This is a genomic window from Actinomadura sp. NPDC023710 (genome assembly GCF_040639875.1).
Classification (GTDB): Bacteria; Actinomycetota; Actinomycetes; order Streptosporangiales; family Streptosporangiaceae; genus Spirillospora; species Spirillospora citrea.
This window is the reverse complement of sequence record NZ_JBFAGB010000026.1, coordinates 1-20,120: the sequence shown is the minus strand read 5'-3', so window position 1 is coordinate 20,120 and position 20,120 is coordinate 1. Positions and strand designations below refer to the sequence as shown.

Below are 20,120 nucleotides of genomic sequence, written 5' to 3'. Positions count from 1 at the left end.
CGTCCCGCGTCGCGGGGTGGGGGTGCGGGCGGCCCCGGTGGCGGCCGCGTGCGCGGCGGGAGCCGCTGACGCGCCGACCGCCGCGGGGCGAGCCCAGGCGGGACCGTAGCCGACCAGCACGAAGACCACAAGTTGCCCTCTTTCCCATGCTTCCCGACATTCCCGGTTGCACCGTGTCTGTGATCTCCTTGCGTCATGAGCGATCCGCTTGACGAACGTGACATCGCCGGTGCCCCGCTCGCCGTGGTGGCGCGGGCGGCGGAGCCGTACCTGGCGAGCCTGCCGGACCGTCCCGTCCACGACCGGTCGCAGGACCCGCTCCTGGACGAGCTGGACGGGCCGCTTCCGGACACGGGGGACGGCGCGGTGGCCGCGGTCGAGCGGCTGGTGCGGATCGGCACCCGGGCGGCGACGCACTCGTCCGGGCCGCGGTTCTTCCACTTCGTGGTGGGCGGGTCGACGCCCGCGGCCATGGCGGGCGACTGGGCGGCGTCGCTGCTCGACCAGGCGGCCGGGCTGTGGCTGACGTCGCCGCTGGCGGCGCGGGCGGAGACGGTGGTCCTGCGCTGGCTCAGGGAGCTGTTCGGGCTGCCCGCGGCGTTCGGCGGCGTGCTGACGCCGAGCGCCACGCTCGCGCACGTGGCGGGCCTGGCGGCCGCGCGGCACTGGTGGGCGGCCGGGCACGGCGTGGACGTCGCGTCGCGGGGCCTGGCGGGGCTGCCGGCGATGCCGGTGTTCACCAGCGGCCTCGTGCACGTCAGCACCCGCAAGGCGCTGCAGATCCTCGGCTGCGGCCGGGACACCCTGCGGACGTTCGCCCGCGACGACGCGGGACGGGTCGATCTGAAGGCGATGGACGCCGCGCTCGCCGGGGCGGGCGGGCCCGCGGTGGTCGTGGCGAACCTCGGCGAGGTGAACACGGGCGACAGCGACCCGATCGCCGAGATGGCGGATCTCGCGGAGCGGCACGGGGCCTGGCTGCACGTGGACGGCGCGTTCGGGCTGTTCGCGGCCCTCAGCCCCCGGACGGCCCATCTCGCGCAGGGCGTCGAGCGGGCGGACTCGGTGACGGCGGACGGCCACAAGTGGCTGAACGTGCCGTACGAGAGCGGGTTCTCCTTCGTCCGCGATCCGGCGTCGCTGAGCAGCGCCTTCGGGGCGTGGGGCGCGGCGTACCTGCCGGACGCCGACGAGGAGCGGGTGAACTACAACATGCTCGGCCCGGAGTCGTCCCGCCGGGCGCGGGCGCTGCCGATCTGGGCGACGCTGCGGGCGTACGGGCGGGACGGGTACCGGGAGATGGTGGAGCGTCACCTCGACGTGGCCGCCCATCTGGGCGGGCTCGTCGAGGCGGCGCCCGACCTGGAGCTGCTCGCTCCGGTGCGGCTCTGCATCGCGTGCTTCCGGTACCGCCCGGACGGCGTCCCGGAGGAGGACCTGAACGAGCTGAACGCGTGCCTGGGCGAGGCGCTGCTCGCGGACGGCCGCGTTTACGCGGGCACCAGCACCTACCGGGGCATGACGGTGTTCCGTCCGGCGCCGCTCAACTGGCGGACGACGACCTCCGACGTGGAGCTGCTGGTGGACGTGCTCCGTGAACTGGGCGCCAGCCTCGCCCGCTGATCCGCTCCTCCGGTCCGCTCAGTCGTTCCAGGGCAGGGTCTCGTCGAGCTCGTCGAAGGGCTGGGTGAGGCTGTACCAGCAGCCGGAGTCGTCCCGGAAGATCGCCTCGATCCCGTACGGGCGCTTTTCGGGCGGGTGGACGAACTCGACGCCCCGGGCCGACAGCCGCTCGTACTCGGCCTGGCAGTCGTCGGTGTTGAAGGCGCCCGCGCCGAGGACGCCCTTGGCGATGAGCGCCCTCATCTGGGCGGCGGAGTCGGGGTCCATGGTGGGCGGGCCGGGGACCATGAGGGCGAGGCTCAGCTCGGGCTGGTTCTTCGCCCCGACGGTGACCCAGCGCATCCCGCCCTCGCCGAGGGTCATGTCGTCGCGGACCTCCAGGCCGAGCTTCTCGGTGAAGAACCGCTTGGCCGAGTCCTGGTCGAGCACCCAGACGGTGGCCAGCCCGAGATTGGTGATCATGCCGGTGTCTCCTTGGTGAACAGGGATGATGCGTTCACGCTAGGGCGTGTCGGGCCGCCCGGCCTTCTCGGTTATTGCTGCTCGCGGAAGCCGCCCGCCCAGAACAACACGAAGCATCCGGGGATGGCGGAGGCGTTCCCGGCGCGGGCGCGCCTGCGGAACTCGGTGGGCGTCGTCCCGGTCCGCTGCTTGAAGCGGGTGCAGAATGTGCCGAGGCTGGTGAAGCCGACCTGCATGCAGATCTCGGTGACGGTCAGGTCGGCGGTGCGCAGCAGGTCCTGCGCGCGCTCGATGCGGCGGCGGGTGAGGTAGGCGCCGGGCGTCTCGCCGTAGACCTCGCGGAACAGCCGGACGAAGTGGTAGCGCGAGTATCCGGCGCGGGCGGCGACGGCGGAGACGTCCAGCGGCTCGGCCCATTCGCGGTCCATGGCGTCGCGGGCGAGCCTCATCCGGCGCAGGACGCCGGTGTCCAGGGTGGGCGGCGCACCCACCCGAACGTTTCCCATGCTCCGATGCTGGCACACCGCACCGACAGGAACGCGCGCGCGAAGGCGAGGCCCTGGAGGAGATCCTCCAGGGCCTCGCCGCTCGCTGCAGGGGTCAGGCCATCGGGCGCGCCGTCGGCGGGATCGGGTACGGCAGGTCGGTCCGGCCGCCGAGGTGGGCGTCGACGCCGTGCGCGGCGGCGCGGCCCTCGGCGATGGCCCAGACGATCAGGGACTGGCCGCGGCCCATGTCGCCCGCGGCGAACACGCCGTCCACGGACGTCCGGTAGTCGCGGTCGCGGACCACGTTGCCGCGCTGGTCCAGCTCGACGCCGAGCTGTTCCAGCAGCCCCTCGCGCTGCGGGCCGAGGAAGCCCATGGCGAGCGTGACCAGCTCGGCGGGGATCTCCCGCTCGGTGCCCTCGACGGGCGCGAACCCGGCCTGCGGGCCGCCGACCTCCACCAGCCTCAGCGCGCGGACGTTGCCGTCCGCGTCGCCCAGGAACTCGGTGGTGGACACGGCGTACACGCGGTCGCCGCCCATGTCGGCGAGCTCCTCGTGGGCGCTCTCCACCTTGAACAGCATCGGGTACGTCGGCCACGGCTGGCCGTCGGGGCGCGCCTCCGGCGGCCGCGGCATGATCTCCAGCTGGGTGACCGACGCGGCGCCCTGCCGGATCGCGGTGCCGATGCAGTCGGCGCCGGTGTCGCCGCCGCCGATGACGACGACGTGCTTGCCCTCCGCCGAGATGGGCGACGTGTCGTAGTCGCCCTCCTGCACCTTGTTCGAGGGCGGCAGGTACTCCATCGCCTGGTAGACGCCCTTGAGCTCGCGTCCCGGGACGGGCAGGTCGCGCCACGCGGTGGCGCCGCCCGCCAGGACGACGGCGTCGTTGGACGCGCGCAGTTCGTCCGCGGTGACGTCGACGCCCACGTTCACCGAGGTCCGGAAGGCGGTGCCCTCGGCGCGCATCTGGGCGAGGCGCCGGTCGAGGTGCCGCTTCTCCATCTTGAACTCGGGGATGCCGTAGCGCAGCAGGCCGCCGATCCGGTCGGCGCGCTCGTACACCGTGACGTCATGGCCGGCGCGGGTGAGCTGCTGCGCGGCGGCGAGGCCCGCGGGCCCCGAACCGACCACCGCGACCCTCCTGCCGGTCTGGACGGCCGGCGGCTGCGGGCGCACCCAGCCCTCCGCGAACGCCCGGTCGATGATCTCGACCTCGACCCGCTTGATCGCCACCGGGTCCTGGTTGATGCCGAGGACGCAGGCGCTCTCGCACGGGGCCGGGCACAGCCTCCCGGTGAACTCCGGGAAGTTGTTGGTGGCGTGCAGCCGCTCCACGGCCTCCTGCCAGTCCTTGCGGTACACGAGGTCGTTCCACTCGGGGATGAGGTTGCCGAGCGGGCAGCCCTGGTGGCAGAACGGGATGCCGCAGTCCATGCAGCGGCTCGCCTGCTTCTCCAGCCTGTCCTTGCCGAAGTCCTCGTAGACCTCCGACCAGCTCCTGATCCGCACGTCGACCGGGCGGCGCTTCGGGAGCTCCCGCCGGACGGTGAGGAAACCCTTCGGGTCAGCCATGTTGGAAGTCCCCCTCTCTCAGCTCTGCGCCGCGGCCATGACGGCCTCGTCGACGTCGCGCCCCTCGGCCTCGGCCTTGGCCATCGCGTCCAGGACCCGCCGGTAGTCGCGCGGCATGATCTTGGTGAAGCGGGCGGCGGCGCCGTCCCAGTCCTCCAGCAGCCGCCGGGCCACCACCGAGCCGGTCTCGGCCAGGTGCCGCTCCGTCAGCGCCCGGACGGTGTCCACGTCCGCGGCGTCCAGCGGCTCCAGGTCGACCATCTCGCCGTTGACCCGCTCGGGCACCAGGTCCAGGACGTAGGCGATGCCGCCGGACATGCCGGCCGCGAGGTTGCGGCCCGTCCGGCCGAGGATCACCGCGCGGCCCCCGGTCATGTACTCGCAGGCGTGGTCTCCGACGCCCTCGACGACGGCGGTGGCGCCGGAGTTGCGGACGCAGAACCGCTCGCCGACGACCCCGCGGGCGAACAGCTCGCCGGACGTGGCTCCGTACAGGATCACGTTGCCGCCGATGATCTGCTCCTCGGCGGCGAACGCGGCGTCCGCGGGGGGACGCAGCATGACGCGCCCGCCGGACAGGCCCTTGCCGACATAGTCGTTGGCGTCGCCGACCAGCCGCAGCGTGACGCCGCGCGGCACGAACGCGCCGAAGGAGTTGCCCGCCGAGCCGGTGAAGGTGACGTCGATGGTGTCGTCGGGCAGCCCGCCGCCGCCCCACTTCTTGGTCACCTCGTGGCCGAGCATGGTCCCGACCGTCCGGTTGACGTTGCGGATCGGCAGCTCGAGCCGCACCTGGTCGCCGAACGAGATCGCACCCTCGGCGAGCTGGATCAGCGTGTTGTCCAGGGCCTTCTCCAGCCCGTGGTCCTGCTCGATCATCCGGTGCAGGGCCGCGCCCTCCGCCCGCGCCGGGACGTGCAGGATCGGGGCCAGGTCCAGTCCGGCGGCCTTCCAGTGCTCGACCGCCTCCCGGGTGTCGATCATCTCGACGTGGCCGATCGCCTCGGCCACGGAGCGGAACCCGAGGGCCGCCAGGTACTCGCGGACCTCCTCCGCCACGAACTCGAAGAAGTTCACCACGAACTCGGGCTTGCCGGAGAACCGCTGCCGCAGCACCGGGTTCTGGGTGGCGACGCCGACCGGGCAGGTGTCCAGGTGGCAGACCCGCATCATGATGCAGCCCGACACCACCAGCGGCGCGGTCGCGAAGCCGTACTCCTCGGCGCCGAGCAGCGCCGCGACGACGACGTCCCGTCCGGTCTTCATCTGCCCGTCGGTCTGCACGACGATGCGGTCGCGCAGCCCGTTCAGCAGCAGCGTCTGCTGGGTCTCGGCGAGGCCGAGCTCCCACGGCGCGCCGGCGTGCTTCAGCGACGTCAGCGGGGACGCGCCCGTGCCGCCGTCGTGCCCGGAGATGAGCACCACGTCGGCGTGCGCCTTGGACACCCCGGCCGCGACCGTGCCGACCCCGACCTCGGCGACGAGCTTGACGTGCACGCGCGCCGCCGGGTTGGCGTTTTTCAGGTCGTGGATGAGCTGCGCCAGGTCCTCGATCGAGTAGATGTCGTGGTGCGGCGGCGGCGAGATGAGGCCGACGCCGGGGGTGGAGTGCCGCGTCTTGGCGATCCACGGGTAGACCTTGTGGCCGGGCAGCTGGCCGCCCTCGCCGGGCTTGGCGCCCTGCGCCATCTTGATCTGGATGTCGTCGGCGTTGGTGAGGTACTCCGAGGTCACGCCGAACCGGCCGGAGGCCACCTGCTTGATCGCGCTGCGCCGCAGGTCGCCGTTCTCGTCCGGGGTGAAGCGCGCCGGGTCCTCGCCGCCCTCGCCGGTGTTGGACTTGCCGCCGAGGCGGTTCATCGCGATCGCGAGGGTCTCGTGGGCCTCCGCCGAGATGGAGCCGTAGGACATCGCGCCGGTGGAGAACCGCTTGACGATCTCCGATACCGGTTCGACCTCCTCGATCGGCACCGGCTCCCGGTCGCCCTCACGGAGCCGGAACAGCCCGCGGAGCGTCATCAGCTCCTCGGCCTGCGAGTCGACCTTGGAGGTGTACTCCTTGAAGATCTCGTAGCGGCGGGTGCGGGTGGCGTGCTGCAGCTTGAACACCGTGTCCGGGTTGAACAGGTGCGGCTCGCCCTCGCGGCGCCACTGGTACTCGCCGCCGACCTCCAGGGTCCGGTGCGCCAGGTCGTTGCCGCCCGGCGGGTAGGCGCGGGCGTGCCGCTCGGCGACCTCGCGGGCCAGCACGTCGAAGCCGACGCCGCCGAGCCGGGAGGTGGTGCCGGTGAAGCACCGCGCCACCACGTCCGCGCCGAGCCCGATCGCCTCGAAGATCTGCGCGCCGGTGTAGGACGCGACCGTGGACACGCCCATCTTCGACATGACCTTCAGGACGCCCTTGCCGTAGGCCTTCACCAGGTTCCGGGCGGCCTTGGCCGGGTCCGGCCCCTCGATCACTCCGCCGCGCACGAGGTCCTCGACGGTCTCGATCGCCAGGTACGGGTTGATCGCGGACGCGCCGTACCCGATGAGCAGCGCCATGTGGTGGCACTCGCGGGCCTCGCCCGTCTCGATCACCAGGCCGACCTGGGTGCGGGTCTTCTCCCGGATCAGGTGGTGGTGCACGGCGCCGGTCAGCAGCAGCGACGGGATCGCGGCGCGGGCGGAGTCGGCGCCGCGGTCCGACAGCACGATGATCCGCGCGCCGGCCTCGATGGCCCGGCTGACCTCGGAGTTGATCTCCTCCAGGCGGGCCTGCAGGGCCTCTCCCCCGCCGGCGACGTCGTACAGGCCGTGTACGACGTACGCGGCCAGGTGCGGCAGCGACCCCTCGTCGTCGATGTGCATGATCTTGGACAGCTCGTCGTTGTCCAGGATCGGGGTCGGCAGCACCAGGCGCCGGCACGAGTCCGGGCCGGGCTCCAGCAGGTTGCCCTCCGGGCCGAGCGTGGACTGCAGCGAGGTGACGAGCTCCTCGCGGATCGCGTCCAGCGGCGGGTTCGTGACCTGCGCGAACAGCTGCTTGAAGTAGTCGAACAGCAGCCGCGGCCGCTCGGAGAGCACCGCGATCGGGGTGTCGGTGCCCATCGACCCGATCGGCTCCGCGCCCGTCCGCGCCATCGGCGTCAGGATGATCCGCTGCTCTTCGAGGGTGTAGCCGAACGTCTGCTGCCGCCGGACGAGCGTCTCGTGGGTCGGGATCTCCCGCTCGCGCTGCGGCAGCTCCTCGAACCGGACCAGGCCCTCGTGCAGCCACCGCCCGTACGGGTGCTCGGCGGCCAGCTCGGCCTTGACCTCGTCGTCCTCGACGATCCGCCCGGCGGCGGTGTCGACAAGGAAGATCTTGCCGGGCTGCAGTCGGCCCTTGCGGACGACCTTGGCGGCGGGGATGTCGAGCACGCCCGCCTCGCTGGCCAGCACGACCAGGCCGTCGTCGGTCACCCAGTACCGGCCCGGGCGCAGTCCGTTGCGGTCCAGGACCGCTCCGACGACGGTGCCGTCGGTGAAGCTGACGCTGGCGGGGCCGTCCCACGCCTCCATCAGCGTGGAGTGGAACTCGTAGAACGCCCGGCGGTCGGCGTCCATCTCGGTGTGGTTCTCCCACGCCTCCGGGATCATCATCAGCACCGCGTGCGGCAGCGACCGCCCGCCGAGGTGCAGCAGCTCCAGGCACTCGTCGAAGGACGCGGTGTCGGACGCCTCGATGTCGATCACCGGGAAGATCCGGGAGAGGTCGCCGGGGAGGAGGTCGGACTTCAGCAGCGCCTCGCGGGCCCGCATCCAGTTCCGGTTGCCCTTCACGGTGTTGATCTCGCCGTTGTGGGCGATGAACCGGTATGGGTGCGCCAGCTCCCAGGCCGGGAAGGTGTTGGTCGAGAACCGCGAGTGGACCAGCGCGATCGCGCTGGTGAAGCGGCGGTCCGACAGGTCGGGGAAGAACGGCTCCAGCTGCGGGGTCGTCAGCATCCCCTTGTAGACGATCGTGCGGCTGGACAGGCTCGGGAAGTAGACCCGCACGTCCTGCTCGGCGCGCTCGCGCATGCAGAACACGGCGCGGTCCAGCTCCAGGCCGGTCCTGCCCTCGTGCGGGCCGCCGGCCGCGGGGGCGACGAACATCTGCGCGAAGTGCGGCATGACCCGGCGGGCGGCCGGGCCGGTGAAGTCGGGGTCGTGCGGGAGCTCGCGCCAGCCGAGGACCGTCAGGCCCTCCTCCACGCACAGCGTCTCGACGTGCGCGACCGCGGCGGCGCGCTCGTCGCCGTCCGCGGGAAGGAACGCGATGCCGGCCGCGTAGCCGCCGGCCTCGGGGAGCGGGAAGTCGCAGACCTCGCGGAAGAACGCGTCCGGGACCTGGACGAGGATGCCGACCCCGTCGCCGTCGTCCGGCTCCGCGCCGACGGCCCCACGGTGGTCGAGGTTCTTCAGGACGTCCAGTGCCTTCTGGACGATGTCGTGGCTCTTGCGTCCGTGCAGGTCGGCGACTATGCCGACGCCGCAGGCGTCATGCTCGTTGGCCGGGTCGTACAGGCCCTGCGGCTGGGGGCGGCCAGGTGCACGGCCATCAGGTGTGAGGGCAGCAGCAGCCATCAACCCTCCCGTCGTCGTGTCACTGCTTGATGTCAGTGCGGCACGGGACGACGTTGGCCCTGCTGCGGTGAGATGACATTACATCACTGCCGGGATCATGCCCGACTGCACCAGATCGCGAAACTTCTTCGGGGCGATCGGACGTGCGCCATCTCGGATTGGTTTAGACCAGGTTACCGGCTGGACCGGAACGCGGAACGTCCTGACCTCGGTGAGGATCATCACCGGTACGCGATGTTTACGGCGCCACGCCGAAGACCTACCGAAAAGTGCCTTTCTTCAGACCCGGGGCGGACCTCGGCCGGGCCGGGCCCGAGCGGACCGGACGCGGCCGGACGGAACTCAGCCGGTCCCGCGCGCCGCGCGGCCGAGCACCGCCGGGGCCTTGCCGCCCTCGATCAGCAGCGACAGCAGGTTCTCGTCCTTCTCGTCGCCCTTGCCGTCCAGGCGCTGCGTCCACGACACCACCGCGAAGTGCCCCATCGCGAGGCCCCGCGCCATGCCGAAACCCCGCCCGAAACGGTCCAGCGGGGCGGGCGCCTCCAGGGGCCGGACGAAGCCCGCCCCGATCGTGGTCTCCAGCCTGGCGACGAACCGGTCGGCGTCCGCCGACCCGGCGAGGTTGAACACGGCCACGGCCAGCGCGTACCCGTGCTCGGTGTCGGAGTAGATCCCGCGCGCCGCCTGCGTGCAGCCGCCCTTCCCGAGCTCCTCGCCGACCGATCCGCCCCACACGGCGGCGGCGCAGTCGCCGTCCAGCCGCTTGGCGCGCAGCTTCACCGAGACCTTCCCCTCCGGAAGGGGCAGCTTCGCCGCCGAGGAAGGGAACACCTCGCCCGCCGTGAGGGGCTGGGGATCCGCACTGCGGGCCGCGATCCCGGCGTAGGCGGCGCCGGACGGCGAACTGGAGTAGGAGGTCGGCGACGGGCCCGTCCCGGCGGGACGCCCGATCTTCGCGTCGGTGACGGCCCCGGGCTTCGGGGCGGAGTCGCCGCCGCTCAGGGCGACGGCGCCGACGCCGAGCAGCACCAGCACGCCCAGGACGGCCGCCGCGCCGAAGTACAGCTTCGGGCCCGGCCCGCCCGCGCGCCGGGCCGGGGCCGGCCGGCGTTCCGGCGCAGGGGGACGTCCCGAGGGCCTGCCCGCGTTCTTCGCCTTCCCGCGCTTGGCCTTGCCGCGCTTGGCCTTGCCGCGCTTGGCCTTGCCGCGCCTCTCCGTCCGCCCGGAACGGGCCTGGCCGCCAGCGGGGTCCTCGGGCGGGAGGGCGGCGCGGACGTCCTCGGGCGCGAACGCGTCGTCCTGGACGGCGTCCTCGTACGGGACGTCGTCGTAGGGCGTCCGCGGAGGCGGCGGGGCGGGGCGCTCCCGGCGCGGCGTGGCGCGGCGCGGCGGCGGGGTCCGGCGCGGGCCGCCCGACCGGGACTGCGCCGTGCGGCGCGCGGCGGGCTGCCGACGGCCCGGACGGCTCACCGGAGGCCGCCCCGAGCCGCCGCGGCGGTGCTCATCGGGGTCCACGACCGCGCAGACTACTCGCCGCCGGCGGGCGACGCGCCCGCGCCAGGCCGGCTCACTGCCCGGCCTTCCCGCCGGAGACCAGGTCGAGGCGCCCGTACAGGAAGTCGGCGGCGTTCTCGATGACCAGGCTCACATCGATCATCTCGTTGAGCGAGGCGGGCTGCGCGCCGCCGGCCCGCGCCACCCAGGTGACCACGGCGTAGTGGCCGTAGGTCTTGGTGTAGGCGGCGGTGAACCCGGGCCCGAAGGCGGGGGTGTCCTTCGGCTGCAGCGGGGACACCCAGCCGGCGCCGGTCGCCGGCTCCAGGTCGCGGAGGATCTGCTTGACGCCCTCCTCGCTCGCAAGGTTGATCACGGCGAACTGGCCGACGTGCTTCTTGTCGGCGCTGACGTAGGCCGCGCGGGCGATCTGGCTGCACTGGTACTTGGCGAGGTCGCCCTGCAGCCGGCCGCCCCAGGTGGCGGCCTTGCAGTCGGTGCCCAGCTTGGACTCGGCCAGCGTGAACGTGTACTTGCCCGACTTCAGCGTCTTGGTGGAGAACGCCTCGCCCTCGGTGATCGGGCGGGCGTCCTTCGAGCGGGACGCGAGCTTGGCGAAGCCCTCGCCGAGGTAGTCCGGCGCGTAGGCGGTCGGCACCGCCCGCTGCTGCGGCTTCGCCTCGTCGCCTCCGCCGGTCAGCAGGACCACCGCGACCACCGCGACGATCACCGCGACCAGCGCGGCGGCCGCGCCCAGCAGCAGCTTCGGACTGGGGAGCTTGCGGCCGGACTTGTCCTCCGGCCAGAAGTCCCGCCGGCGGCCCTCTGCGGCCTCGGCGGAACCGGTGTCAGAAGCCTCGATCACAGCCCCGGAGCTTAGCGGTCCGGGTCCCCCTCGCGCGCCCAAAAGGGTGTTTCGCCCAGATTCCTTGGAGCTACAGCCCGTTACTGCCGATCAGCGCGCCGAACCCGTAGGTGATCAACGCCGCGGCGGCGCCGAACAGCAGCTGCCGCGACCCGCCGAACCACCACGCGCGGGCCGTGATCCGCGACACCACCGCCCCGGCGCAGAAGAGCCCGAGCGCCGCGATGCCCGCCGCGGGCCACAGGCTGGTCGCGCCCAGCAGGTACGGCAGCACCGGCAGCAGCGCGCCGACCGCGAACGACAGGAACGACGAGCCCGCCGCCAGGACGGGCGAGGGCAGGTCGCCGGGCGTCACCCCGAGCTCCTCCCGGGTGTGGACCTCCAGGGCCTCGTCGGGGTCGCGGGACAGCTGCCGCGCGACCTCGGCGGCCGTCTCGGGGTCGACGCCGCGCGCCTCGAAGACCTCGGCCAGCTCCCGCTGCTCGGCCACCGGGTGGCGGGCCAGCTCCAGCCGCTCCACCTCGATCTCCGCCTCCGCCAGCTCCGACTGGGAGGCGACCGAGATGTACTCCCCCGCCGCCATCGAGAACGCGCCCGCCGCCAGGCCCGCGAGGCCCGCCAGCAGCACGACCTTCTGGGTCGCCTGGCCGCCCGCGACCCCGGCGATCAGGGCGAAGTTGGAGACCAGCCCGTCCATCGCGCCGAACACCGCGGGCCTCAGCCAGCCGCCGGTGACGTCCCGGTGCTGGTGGTGCTGCTCCGGCCGCACGCCTTGCTTTTCCCCTGTGTCGGACACCGTTCCCGATTCCTACTTCCCGTCCTTGACGGGCTCCCCCTTCTCCGCCCGGTCGTGGGCGGCGGCACCGTCAGCCTCATTCTTCCCGGCCTGCTCCGCCGCCTCCGCGGCGGGGGCCTCGGGCTCGGCCTCGGACTCGGGCTCGGTCTCGCTCTCCGGCTCGGTCTCGCTCTCCGGCTCGACCGCGCTCTCCGGCTCGACCGCGCTCTCCGGCTCGACCGCGCTCTCCGGCTCGACCGCGCTCTCCGGCTCGACCGCCTCGTCGGCCTCGTCGGCCTTCGCGTCCGGCGCCGGAGCCTCCGCCGCGGTCTCGGCCGCAGGCTCGGGCTCCTCGGCGGCCTTCGCCTCCGGCTCTCCGGACTCCGCGGCAGGCTCCCCGGTCTCCGGGGCCTGCGCCTCGGTCACCTCGTCCTCCGCCGCCTGGTCCTCGGCCGCCTCGTTCCCCGCCGCCTCGTCCTCCGCCGCTTCGTCCCGCGCCGCCTCGACCTGCGTCGCGGGCTCCGCGGCCGGCTCCTCGTCCGCATGCTCCGCAGCGGCTTCGGCGGTGGTGTCGTCCGGCGCCCCGGTCTTCGCCGCGGGTTCCTCCGTGACGGGGACGCCGCCGGACGGGCCGGCGGTGGTGGCCGGGGCTCCGACGTTCTCCGGGCCGGTGCGGCCGCGGGCCAGGTACAGGTAGGCGACCGCGCCGACGAAGACGATGATGGACGTCCAGTCGTTGAGCCTCAGCCCGAGGACGTGGTGGGCGTCGTCGATGCGCAGCGCCTCGACCCAGCCGCGCCCGACGGTGTAGGCGGCGACATAGAGGGCGAACGCGCGGCCGTGCGTGAGCTTGTAGCGGCGGTCGGCCCAGATCACCAGGATCGCGACGCCGACGCACCACAGCGACTCGTACAGGAACGTCGGGTGGTAGGTGGCGACGTCGGCGTACTTGGGGTCGAGGCCGGGCCCGCCGTCCAGCATCGGCCGGTGGTTCTCATCGATCTTCAGTGCCCAGAAGGTGTCCAGCGGGCGGCCGTACAGCTCCTGGTTCCAGTAGTTGCCCCAGCGGCCGATCGCCTGCGCGAGCGCGATGCCGGGGGCCACCGCGTCGCCGAGCGCCAGCACCGAGATCCCGCGCCGCCGGCAGCCGATGATCGCGCCGACCGCGCCGAGCGCGACGGCGCCCCAGATGCCGAGGCCGCCCTTCCAGATCTCCAGCGCCCGGACCGGGTCGCCGTCCTCCCCGAAGTAGCGCTGGTAGTCGGTGACCACGTGGTAGAGCCGCCCGCCGACCAGGCCGAACGGCACCGCCCACACGGCCACGTCGATGATCACGCCCGGGGTGCCGCCCTTGGCGGCCCAGCGGCGCTCGCCCAGCCAGACCGCGGCGACGATGCCAAGGATGATCATGATGGCGTAGGCGCGCAGCGGCACGGGGCCGAGGTGCCAGACGCCCTGCGAGGGACTCGGTATGTAGGCGACCGGGTGCATGACCGTTGACGTTACCGTCTCCGGGGCACAGCGCGCGCCTCCTCTAGGACCGCGACGAGATCGTCATCTTCGCCGCCCCCGCGCCGGCGCCGCCCGCCGTGCCGCTGGACTGCGTGCTCCCCGGGACGGGCGAGCCGCCGCCCGCGTCCGCGACGGCCTTCCTGAGGTCGTTCGGCGAGGCCAGCGCGTCGTTGCCGACCTTCTTGCCGTTCAGCGCGAGGTACGGGGTCGCGTCGACGCCCGCCCGGCCGGCCAGGGCGCTCGCCTGGTTCACCGTCTTGATCTTCTGGTCGCCGCGGACGCAGGCGGCGAAGGACGGGTCGCCGACCCCCAGCTGCCCGCCCCACGCGACGAGGTCCCGGGTGGAGAAGCCGGTGTCGCCCTCGGGCGGCTGCTCGGCATAGAGCTTGTCGTGGTAGGCGACCCAGTGGTCGGCGGGCATGCAGGCGGCCGCGTTCGCGGCCCGCCGGGAGTTGGACATCAGCGGGTCCTGCTGGAAGAGCTGGAACGGCCGGTAGACGACCTTGACCTTGCCCTGCGCGGCGAGCTCCTTCATCGTCGCGCCGACCCGGTCCTCCATCGCCTTGCAGGCGGGGCACTGGAAGTCCTCCCACACGTCCAGGACCGGCGCGGCGACTCCCGGCTGCGCCATGGCCACCGACCCGTCCTGCTGGTGGGCGGCGGGCGCCAGCGCGCCCTTGTAGGAGTTCCGCAGCGGCCCCCCGCCGTCGCGGGAGAGCGCGACGACGACCACCACGACCGCGACCGCCGCCACGGCGAGGGCGCCGACGACGACGAGCAGCGCCCGCCGGCGCCGCAACCGGGCCGCGGCCCGCGCCCGATCGCCTGCGAGCCGCTCGCGTGCGGACGGTTCCCTGCCCTGCTCGCTCATCGATCCCCCGATCGCCACGCTGCGTGTTGGTGAGCGTCTACGAGAGTAGCGGGCGCGGACCTGCCGGGCAGTGGAAAGCGCCACGCCGCGCCGTCCCGGCAGGGGGCGGCGCGGCGTGGCGCTTCGTCGTTCAGGCGTCCCGGACGCGGCCGGTCACTTGCTGGCGGCGGCCGCCGACTCGATCGCGGCCCGCAGGCCGGCGGGGTTCATGAACTGCGACTGGTCGAGCTGCTTGCCGTTCAGGAAGACGCTCGGCGTGCCCTGGACGCCGCGGTCCTGCAGGGCGTACTTGGTCATCGCGTCGACCGTGGACTTCTTCTGCTCGTCCCGCACGCACTTCTCGAAGTTCGCGTCGGTGACGCCGACGTCCTTGCCCCACTTGACGAGGTCGTCGGGCGAGAAGCCCGCCTCGCCCTCGGGGGGCTGGAACTTGAAGAGCGCGTCGTGGTAGGAGACCCACTGGGCGGCGGGGACGCACAGCGCCGCCTCGGCCGAGCGCAGCGAGTTGATCCGGACGGGGTCCTTCTGCTGTCCGAACAGGTGGAACGGCCGGTAGACGACCTTGACCTTGCCCTGCTGGGCGAGCTGCTCGACGGTCTTGCCGGTGGCCGCCTCGAACTGCTTGCAGATCGGGCACTGGAAGTCCTCGAAGATCTCCAGCTCCGGCTTGCTCACCCCGGCCTGCGCCATCAGGACGGAGCCGTCGGCCTGCCGGCTGACGGGGGCGAGCGCGCCCTTGTGCACCTCGGCCCGGCCGTTCTTGTTCTTCTGGTCGATGACGAGGACGGTCGCGACCACGATCACCGCCACAGCCACCACCGACCCGAGGACGATGGCGAGCAGCCGCCGCTGCTTCTCCCGCGCCGCCTGCCGCTTGCGCTCGGCGGCCAGGCGCTCCCTCGCGGACCGCTCTCGTGCGGCCTTGCTCATTGGTTCTCCTCAGCGTGCGGACCCGCGCCGGCACCGTGCGGCGCGCTACGGCGAGACTAGTCGACCTGGCCGATTCGCCGGAATTCGTCGGCCAGAACAAGGAGGAACAGCAGGACGGTGACGGCGTGGACGCCGGTGCACCACAGGCAGATCTTGTGCAGGAGCGCCAGCTCCACGGTGACCAGGTACACCACGAACAGCACGCCCACCGCGACGGACGCGACCCGTCCCCAGCGCAGCGGCGGCCAGGTCGACCGCAGCGCCCACGGTGTCATCAGCGCGCCGAACGCCACGAAGAACGCGAGGCCGTACAGGGGCATCGGGATGCCCGCCAGGGTGGAGTACTCGCTGGTGGTGACGGCGTGGCAGTCCACCGTCCTGGACGCCGAGCACACCAGGGCGCCCTCGTCGTAGTGCGAGATCGTGAGGTACACGGAGATGCCGAACCCGGCGAGGGTCAGCACCCACGCCGTGATCTGGAGCCACGCGGGGGGCAGCGGCTGCCCCGCGGCCCCGGCCCGGCTCTTCACCGTCATCTCTTGCGTCATCGTGATCCTCCCGGGACCGCCTGTGCCGGCGACCACACCCTATTGGCTGTGGGCGGCCCCACAAGCCTTCAACTCGGGCGAGGGCGCGGTGAGTTCCCGCGACCTGCCGCGACGTCCGCGCGCGGCCGGGTTTCGCCGGTCCCGCGCGGACGCCCGGGGCTGTCCGGAATGATCAGCGGCCGTGCCGGACGCCGGCGGCGAGCTCCTCGGTGAGCGCCCGCACCCCGGCGAGGCCGGAGACCAGGTCGGGGGCGTCCAGCAGGCGGCGGATGAACGCCGACCCGACGATCACGCCGTCGGCGAACCCGGCGACCTCGGCGGCCTGGGCGCCGGTGCCGACGCCGAGGCCGAGGCCGACCGGCAGGGCCGCGCCGGCCTTGTCCAGGACGGCGCGGGTCCGCTCGACCAGGCGCGTGGCGCCGGTGTCGAGGGCGGAGCGGGCGCCGGTGACGCCCATCAGCGAGGCCGCGTAGACGAACCCGCGGCACGCCCGGGTGATCGTCTCGATGCGCTCGTCGGTGGAGCTGAGCGCGACGAGGAAGACCCGGTCGAGGCCGTGGGCGTCGGACGCCTCCAGCCACGGCCCGCCCTCCTCGGGCGTGAGGTCGGGCGTGATCAGGCCGGATCCGCCGGCGGAGGCGAGGTCGCGGGCGAACCGGTCGACGCCGTAGTGGTCGACGGGGTTCCAGTACGTCATGACGAGGACGGGGACGCCGGTGCCGGCGACGGCCTCGACCGTGCGGAACACGTCGGCGACGCGGACGCCGCCGACGAGCGCCCGGTGGACGGCGTCCTGGATGGTGGGGCCGTCCATCATCGGGTCGGTGTAGGGCAGGCCGATCTCGATGACGTCGCAGCCCGCGTCCACCATCGTCCTGGCCGCCTCCACGGCGCCCTCGTAGCTGGGGAACCCGGCGGGGAGGTACCCGACGAGAGCGGCGCGCCCGTCGGCCTTGGCCTTGTCGTAGGCGGTCTGGACGCTCACGCGTTCTCTCCCTCGGGCATCAGGCCGAAGAAGGTGGCGGCCGTGTGCATGTCCTTGTCGCCCCGTCCGGACAGGCAGACGACGATCGTGGCGTCCGGGCCGAGTTCCTTGCCGACCTTGAGCGCGCCGGCGAGCGCGTGCGCGGACTCGATCGCCGGGATGATGCCCTCGGTGCGGCACAGCAGCGCGAACGCCTCCATCGCCTCGGCGTCGGTGATCTCGCGGTACTCGGCGCGGCCGGTGTCGTGCAGCCACGAGTGCTCGGGGCCGACGCCGGGATAGTCGAGCCCGGCGGAGATCGAGTGGGTTTCGAGGGTCTGGCCGTCGTCGTCCTGCAGCAGGTAGGTCCGCATGCCGTGGATGACGCCGAGGGAGCCGCCGACGAGGGTCGCGGCGTGCCTGCCGGTGGCGACGCCGTCGCCGCCCGCCTCGAACCCGATCAGCCGGACGGACTCGTCGCCGACGAAGGCGTGGAAGGTGCCGATCGCGTTGGAGCCGCCGCCGACGCAGGCGACCACGGCGTCCGGGAGAGCGCCGGTCATCTCCACGCACTGCCGCCTGGCCTCGACGCCGATGACGCGCTGGAAGTCGCGGACCATCAACGGGAACGGGTGCGGGCCCATCACGGAGCCGATGCAGTAGTGGGTGTCGTCGACGCTGGCGACCCAGTCGCGGAACGCCTCGTTGCAGGCGTCCTTGAGGGTGCGGCTGCCGGTCCGCACGGGGATCACCTCGGCGCCGAGCATCCGCATGCGGGCGACGTTGAGGGCCTGCCGCTCGGTGTCGACCTCGCCCATGTAGACGGTGCAGGTCAGGCCGAGCAGGGCCGCGGCGGTGGCGGTGGCGACGCCGTGCTGGCCGGCGCCGGTCTCGGCGATCACGCGGGTCTTGCCCATCCGCCGGGTGAGCAGTGCTTGGCCGAGCACATTGTTGATCTTGTGGGAGCCGGTGTGGTTGAGGTCCTCGCGCTTGAGCAGCACGCGGGCGCCCGCGTGCTCGGAGAAGCGCGCGGCCTCCGTCAGCAGGCTGGGACGGCCCGCGTAGTTGGCGAGGAGGTCCTCCAGCTCGGCGGTGAAGGCGGGGTCGTTCTTGGCGGTCTCGAACTCGCGGGCGAGCTCGTCCAGGGCCGCCATGAGGGCCTCGGGGGCGAACCGCCCGCCGAATCGGCCGAAGTGGCCCGTGGCGTCGGGCACGGCTCCAGCACCGCGCGCGGCGGTGTCCATGGTCATGAGAAAACGCGTCCTGTCGTGGAGAAGCTGATCCGGTCACTGGGGTCCTGGACTAGCCCCGCCATCGCTCCCGGAGCGGTTCGACCTGCATGCCCGTAACCCTATCCACTCGTCGCGGGAGTATCTCAGCCGCTCTGCCGCAGCGCCGGGTGGGCGCCGGCGGCGACGAGGTCGGCGACCGCGGCGCGCGGGTCCTTGCCGATCACGAGGCTCTCCCCGACCAGCACCGCGTCGGCGCCGCTGGAGGCGTAGGCGAGCAGGTCGTGCGGGCCCCGCACGCCGGACTCGGCGACCTTCACGACGTCCTTGGGGATGAGGGGCGCGACCCGGGCGAACACGCCGCGGTCGACCTGCAGCGTGCGCAGGTCGCGGGCGTTCACGCCGATGACCTTGGCGCCCGCGTCGACCGCGCGGGCGGCCTCCTCCTCGGTGTGCACCTCGACGAGCGGGAGGAGCCCGATCGACCCGGCGCGCTCGACCAGCGAGACCAGCGCGTCCTGCTCCAGCGCGGCGACGATCAGCAGCGCCATGTCGGCGCCCGCGGCCCGCGCCTCCCACAGCTGGTAGGAGGTGACGATGAAGTCCTTGCGCAGGAGGGCGACGTCGACGTTGGCGCGGACCTCGGCGAGGTCGGCCAGGCTGCCGCCGAACCGGCGCCGCTCGGTCAGCACGCTGATCACCTTGGCGCCGCCGGCCTCGTAGTCGCGGGCGAGCGCGGCGGGGTCGGCGATCGCGGCGAGCGCGCCCTTGGACGGGCTGCTGCGCTTGACCTCGGCGATGACCGAGACGCCCTGCCCGCGCAGCGCGCGGAGCGCGTCCCGGGGGGCCGGGGCCTTCGCCGCCCGCTCCTTGAGGGCGTCGAGCGGGACCTCGCGCTGCCTGTCGGCGAGATCGGCCCGGACGCCCTCGATGATCTCGTCCAAAACGCTCAAGGTCGCAGGCCCCCTATTTCAGGTCGTTCCGTGCACCGATCGTAGCCGCCCCCTCCGACGCGCCCCGCACCCGGGAGGGCCGTCCGGGCTCCAAGCCGGCCGGGCCGCGCGTGTCAGGGCGCGAGCACGTGCGCGAACGGCAGGTTGCGCGCGACCCAGTAGACGAAGAGAAGGCCGACGAACGAATACGCGACGGCCGGCTTGAACAGGGCCGACCCCATGGGCAGGCCCTGCGCGGTCCGGACCGTCCACCGCGCGTACAGGTACCCGAAGACCGGCAGCAGGACGAAGAGCAGCGGATTGAGGCCGAACGCGGTGCCCACCTGCCCGTGCGCCAGCGCGTAGACGAGCCGCGTCATCCCGCACCCGGGGCAGTAGAAACCGGTCAGCGCCAGGAAGGGACAGCCCGGGTAGTGCCCCGGCTCGTTGGGATCCGCCCGGAACGCGATCACCAGGACCCCGCCGACGACCCCGGCCAGCACTGCCGCGTGCGGCACGAACGCCCGCGAGCGCGCCCGATCGGCGACGGATACGCGAGTCACACCGTCCACCCTAGGCGTCCAGGACGTAGCCGACGCCGCGCACCGTCCTGATGGGGCTGCCCTCGCCGAGTTTGGCCCGCAACTGGGCGACGTGGACGTCGACGGTGCGGCTCCCGGCGCCTGCTCCCGGCCCCCACGCGGCGTCGAGCAGTTGCTCGCGGGTGAAGACGCGGCCGGGGTTGGCCATCAGGAATTCGAGGAGGTCGAACTCGGTGACGGTGAGGGCGACGCGGCGGTCGCCGACGACGGCCGCCCGGTCGCGGGGCTGGAGGGCGATGCGGCCGGCGCGCAGCGGGCCGGGCGCCTGGGCGGGGCCGCCGTCGCGCAGGGCCTCGGCGACGGCGGCGACGAGGACGCGGGGGCCGAAGGGCCGCTCCACGCGGTGGTCGCCGAGGGCATGCGCGATCGCCGGGTCGAGGGGGCCGGTGACGGCGACGACGGGGGCGGGCCGGACGGCGTCGGCGACGCGCCGGTACAGGTCGACGGGCAGCGCGGAGGTGGACAGGTCCAGGACGACGACGTCGGGCCGCCGGCGCCGGGCGGCGGACGCCCGCGCGGGGTCGGCCTCGATCTCGACGTTGAAGCCCTCCCTGGCGAGGTAGCGGCGCTCCAGCTCGGCGACGGCGGGGTCGTCCGGGCTGCGCCCGACCACCGCGACGAGCTCTCCGGGGTGGACGAGCGCGCCGCGCCCGAGGGTC

The 20,120-nt window shown here is 73.2% G+C and carries 17 protein-coding genes; 1 reads left to right on the top strand and 16 read right to left on the bottom strand.

What is annotated here, in order from left to right; genetic code table 11:
* Positions 1 to 195 precede the first annotated feature (195 nt).
* Entirely contained in the window at positions 196 to 1,623 is a 1,428-nt protein-coding gene (locus AB0H37_RS27535) for a pyridoxal-dependent decarboxylase (protein WP_360616199.1), read from the top strand.
* 18 nt (positions 1,624 to 1,641) lie between these two features.
* On the opposite strand, the gene AB0H37_RS27530 is transcribed toward AB0H37_RS27535, so the two are convergent.
* The 16 genes from AB0H37_RS27530 to AB0H37_RS27455 form a co-directional block, all read right to left on the bottom strand.
* Positions 1,642 to 2,085 (bottom strand): VOC family protein, encoded by a 444-nt coding sequence (locus tag AB0H37_RS27530; RefSeq protein WP_329093011.1) that lies wholly within the window; start codon positions 2,083 to 2,085, stop codon positions 1,642 to 1,644.
* Positions 2,086 to 2,156: 71 nt separating this feature from the next.
* Positions 2,157 to 2,591: a helix-turn-helix transcriptional regulator gene (locus tag AB0H37_RS27525; protein ID WP_218935072.1), complete on the bottom strand. Its 435-nt coding sequence runs from the start codon at positions 2,589 to 2,591 to the stop codon at positions 2,157 to 2,159.
* A 94-nt stretch (positions 2,592 to 2,685) separates the two neighbouring features.
* Positions 2,686 to 4,149, bottom strand: a complete 1,464-nt coding sequence (locus tag AB0H37_RS27520) for a glutamate synthase subunit beta (protein WP_179833936.1) — start codon at positions 4,147 to 4,149, stop codon at positions 2,686 to 2,688.
* 18 nt (positions 4,150 to 4,167) lie between these two features.
* Positions 4,168 to 8,739 carry a glutamate synthase large subunit gene (gene gltB, locus AB0H37_RS27515; protein WP_329093016.1) on the bottom strand — a complete coding sequence of 1,524 codons (4,572 nt, stop codon included), beginning with the start codon at positions 8,737 to 8,739 and terminating at the stop codon, positions 4,168 to 4,170.
* A gap of 342 nt (positions 8,740 to 9,081) precedes the next feature.
* Positions 9,082 to 10,254, bottom strand: a complete 1,173-nt coding sequence (locus tag AB0H37_RS27510) for a hypothetical protein (RefSeq protein WP_329093018.1) — start codon at positions 10,252 to 10,254, stop codon at positions 9,082 to 9,084.
* 52 nt (positions 10,255 to 10,306) lie between these two features.
* Entirely contained in the window at positions 10,307 to 11,098 is a 792-nt protein-coding gene (locus AB0H37_RS27505) for a hypothetical protein (RefSeq protein ID WP_179833933.1), read from the bottom strand.
* 70 nt (positions 11,099 to 11,168) lie between these two features.
* Positions 11,169 to 11,894 carry a VIT1/CCC1 transporter family protein gene (locus AB0H37_RS27500; protein ID WP_229809915.1) on the bottom strand — a complete coding sequence of 242 codons (726 nt, stop codon included), beginning with the start codon at positions 11,892 to 11,894 and terminating at the stop codon, positions 11,169 to 11,171.
* A gap of 12 nt (positions 11,895 to 11,906) precedes the next feature.
* Positions 11,907 to 13,364, bottom strand: a complete 1,458-nt coding sequence (gene lgt, locus AB0H37_RS27495) for a prolipoprotein diacylglyceryl transferase (protein WP_360616195.1) — start codon at positions 13,362 to 13,364, stop codon at positions 11,907 to 11,909.
* A gap of 43 nt (positions 13,365 to 13,407) precedes the next feature.
* Entirely contained in the window at positions 13,408 to 14,274 is an 867-nt protein-coding gene (locus AB0H37_RS27490; RefSeq protein ID WP_360616193.1) for a thioredoxin domain-containing protein, read from the bottom strand.
* 135 nt (positions 14,275 to 14,409) lie between these two features.
* Entirely contained in the window at positions 14,410 to 15,186 is a 777-nt protein-coding gene (locus AB0H37_RS27485) for a thioredoxin domain-containing protein (protein ID WP_329093026.1), read from the bottom strand.
* Between the two features lie 56 nt (positions 15,187 to 15,242).
* Positions 15,243 to 15,734, bottom strand: coding sequence for a vitamin K epoxide reductase family protein (locus tag AB0H37_RS27480; protein ID WP_329093028.1), 492 nt, complete (start codon positions 15,732 to 15,734; stop codon positions 15,243 to 15,245).
* Positions 15,735 to 15,906: 172 nt separating this feature from the next.
* Positions 15,907 to 16,719, bottom strand: a complete 813-nt coding sequence (gene trpA / locus AB0H37_RS27475; RefSeq protein WP_360616191.1) for a tryptophan synthase subunit alpha — start codon at positions 16,717 to 16,719, stop codon at positions 15,907 to 15,909.
* Positions 16,716 to 17,948 (bottom strand): tryptophan synthase subunit beta, encoded by a 1,233-nt coding sequence (gene trpB, locus AB0H37_RS27470; protein ID WP_179833928.1) that lies wholly within the window; start codon positions 17,946 to 17,948, stop codon positions 16,716 to 16,718. The genes trpA and trpB overlap by 4 nt, the downstream gene beginning before the upstream one ends.
* Before the next feature lie 125 nt (positions 17,949 to 18,073).
* The gene (trpC, locus tag AB0H37_RS27465; RefSeq protein WP_179833927.1) at positions 18,074 to 18,880 is read right to left on the bottom strand and encodes an indole-3-glycerol phosphate synthase TrpC; all 807 of its coding nucleotides are present in this window, start codon (positions 18,878 to 18,880) and stop codon (positions 18,074 to 18,076) included.
* A gap of 113 nt (positions 18,881 to 18,993) precedes the next feature.
* Positions 18,994 to 19,422, bottom strand: a complete 429-nt coding sequence (locus tag AB0H37_RS27460; protein ID WP_179833926.1) for a DUF2752 domain-containing protein — start codon at positions 19,420 to 19,422, stop codon at positions 18,994 to 18,996.
* A gap of 10 nt (positions 19,423 to 19,432) precedes the next feature.
* Positions 19,433 to 20,074, bottom strand: a complete 642-nt coding sequence (locus tag AB0H37_RS27455; protein WP_360616311.1) for a response regulator transcription factor — start codon at positions 20,072 to 20,074, stop codon at positions 19,433 to 19,435.
* Positions 20,075 to 20,120: the final 46 nt, after the last annotated feature.

Excerpts from the sequence above, each read along its gene's own strand:
- trpB (WP_179833928.1), bottom strand. The coding sequence starts at position 17,948 with ATGACCATGGACACCGCCGCGCGCGGTGCTGGAGCCGTGCCCGACGCC.
- AB0H37_RS27520 (WP_179833936.1), bottom strand. The coding sequence starts at position 4,149 with ATGGCTGACCCGAAGGGTTTCCTCACCGTCCGGCGGGAGCTCCCGAAG.
- AB0H37_RS27480 (WP_329093028.1), bottom strand. The coding sequence starts at position 15,734 with ATGACGCAAGAGATGACGGTGAAGAGCCGGGCCGGGGCCGCGGGGCAG.
- lgt (WP_360616195.1), bottom strand. The coding sequence starts at position 13,364 with ATGCACCCGGTCGCCTACATACCGAGTCCCTCGCAGGGCGTCTGGCAC.
- AB0H37_RS27525 (WP_218935072.1), bottom strand. The coding sequence starts at position 2,591 with ATGGGAAACGTTCGGGTGGGTGCGCCGCCCACCCTGGACACCGGCGTC.
- AB0H37_RS27535 (WP_360616199.1), top strand. The coding sequence starts at position 196 with ATGAGCGATCCGCTTGACGAACGTGACATCGCCGGTGCCCCGCTCGCC.
- gltB (WP_329093016.1), bottom strand. The coding sequence starts at position 8,739 with ATGGCTGCTGCTGCCCTCACACCTGATGGCCGTGCACCTGGCCGCCCC.
- AB0H37_RS27485 (WP_329093026.1), bottom strand. The coding sequence starts at position 15,186 with ATGAGCAAGGCCGCACGAGAGCGGTCCGCGAGGGAGCGCCTGGCCGCC.
- AB0H37_RS27530 (WP_329093011.1), bottom strand. The coding sequence starts at position 2,085 with ATGATCACCAATCTCGGGCTGGCCACCGTCTGGGTGCTCGACCAGGAC.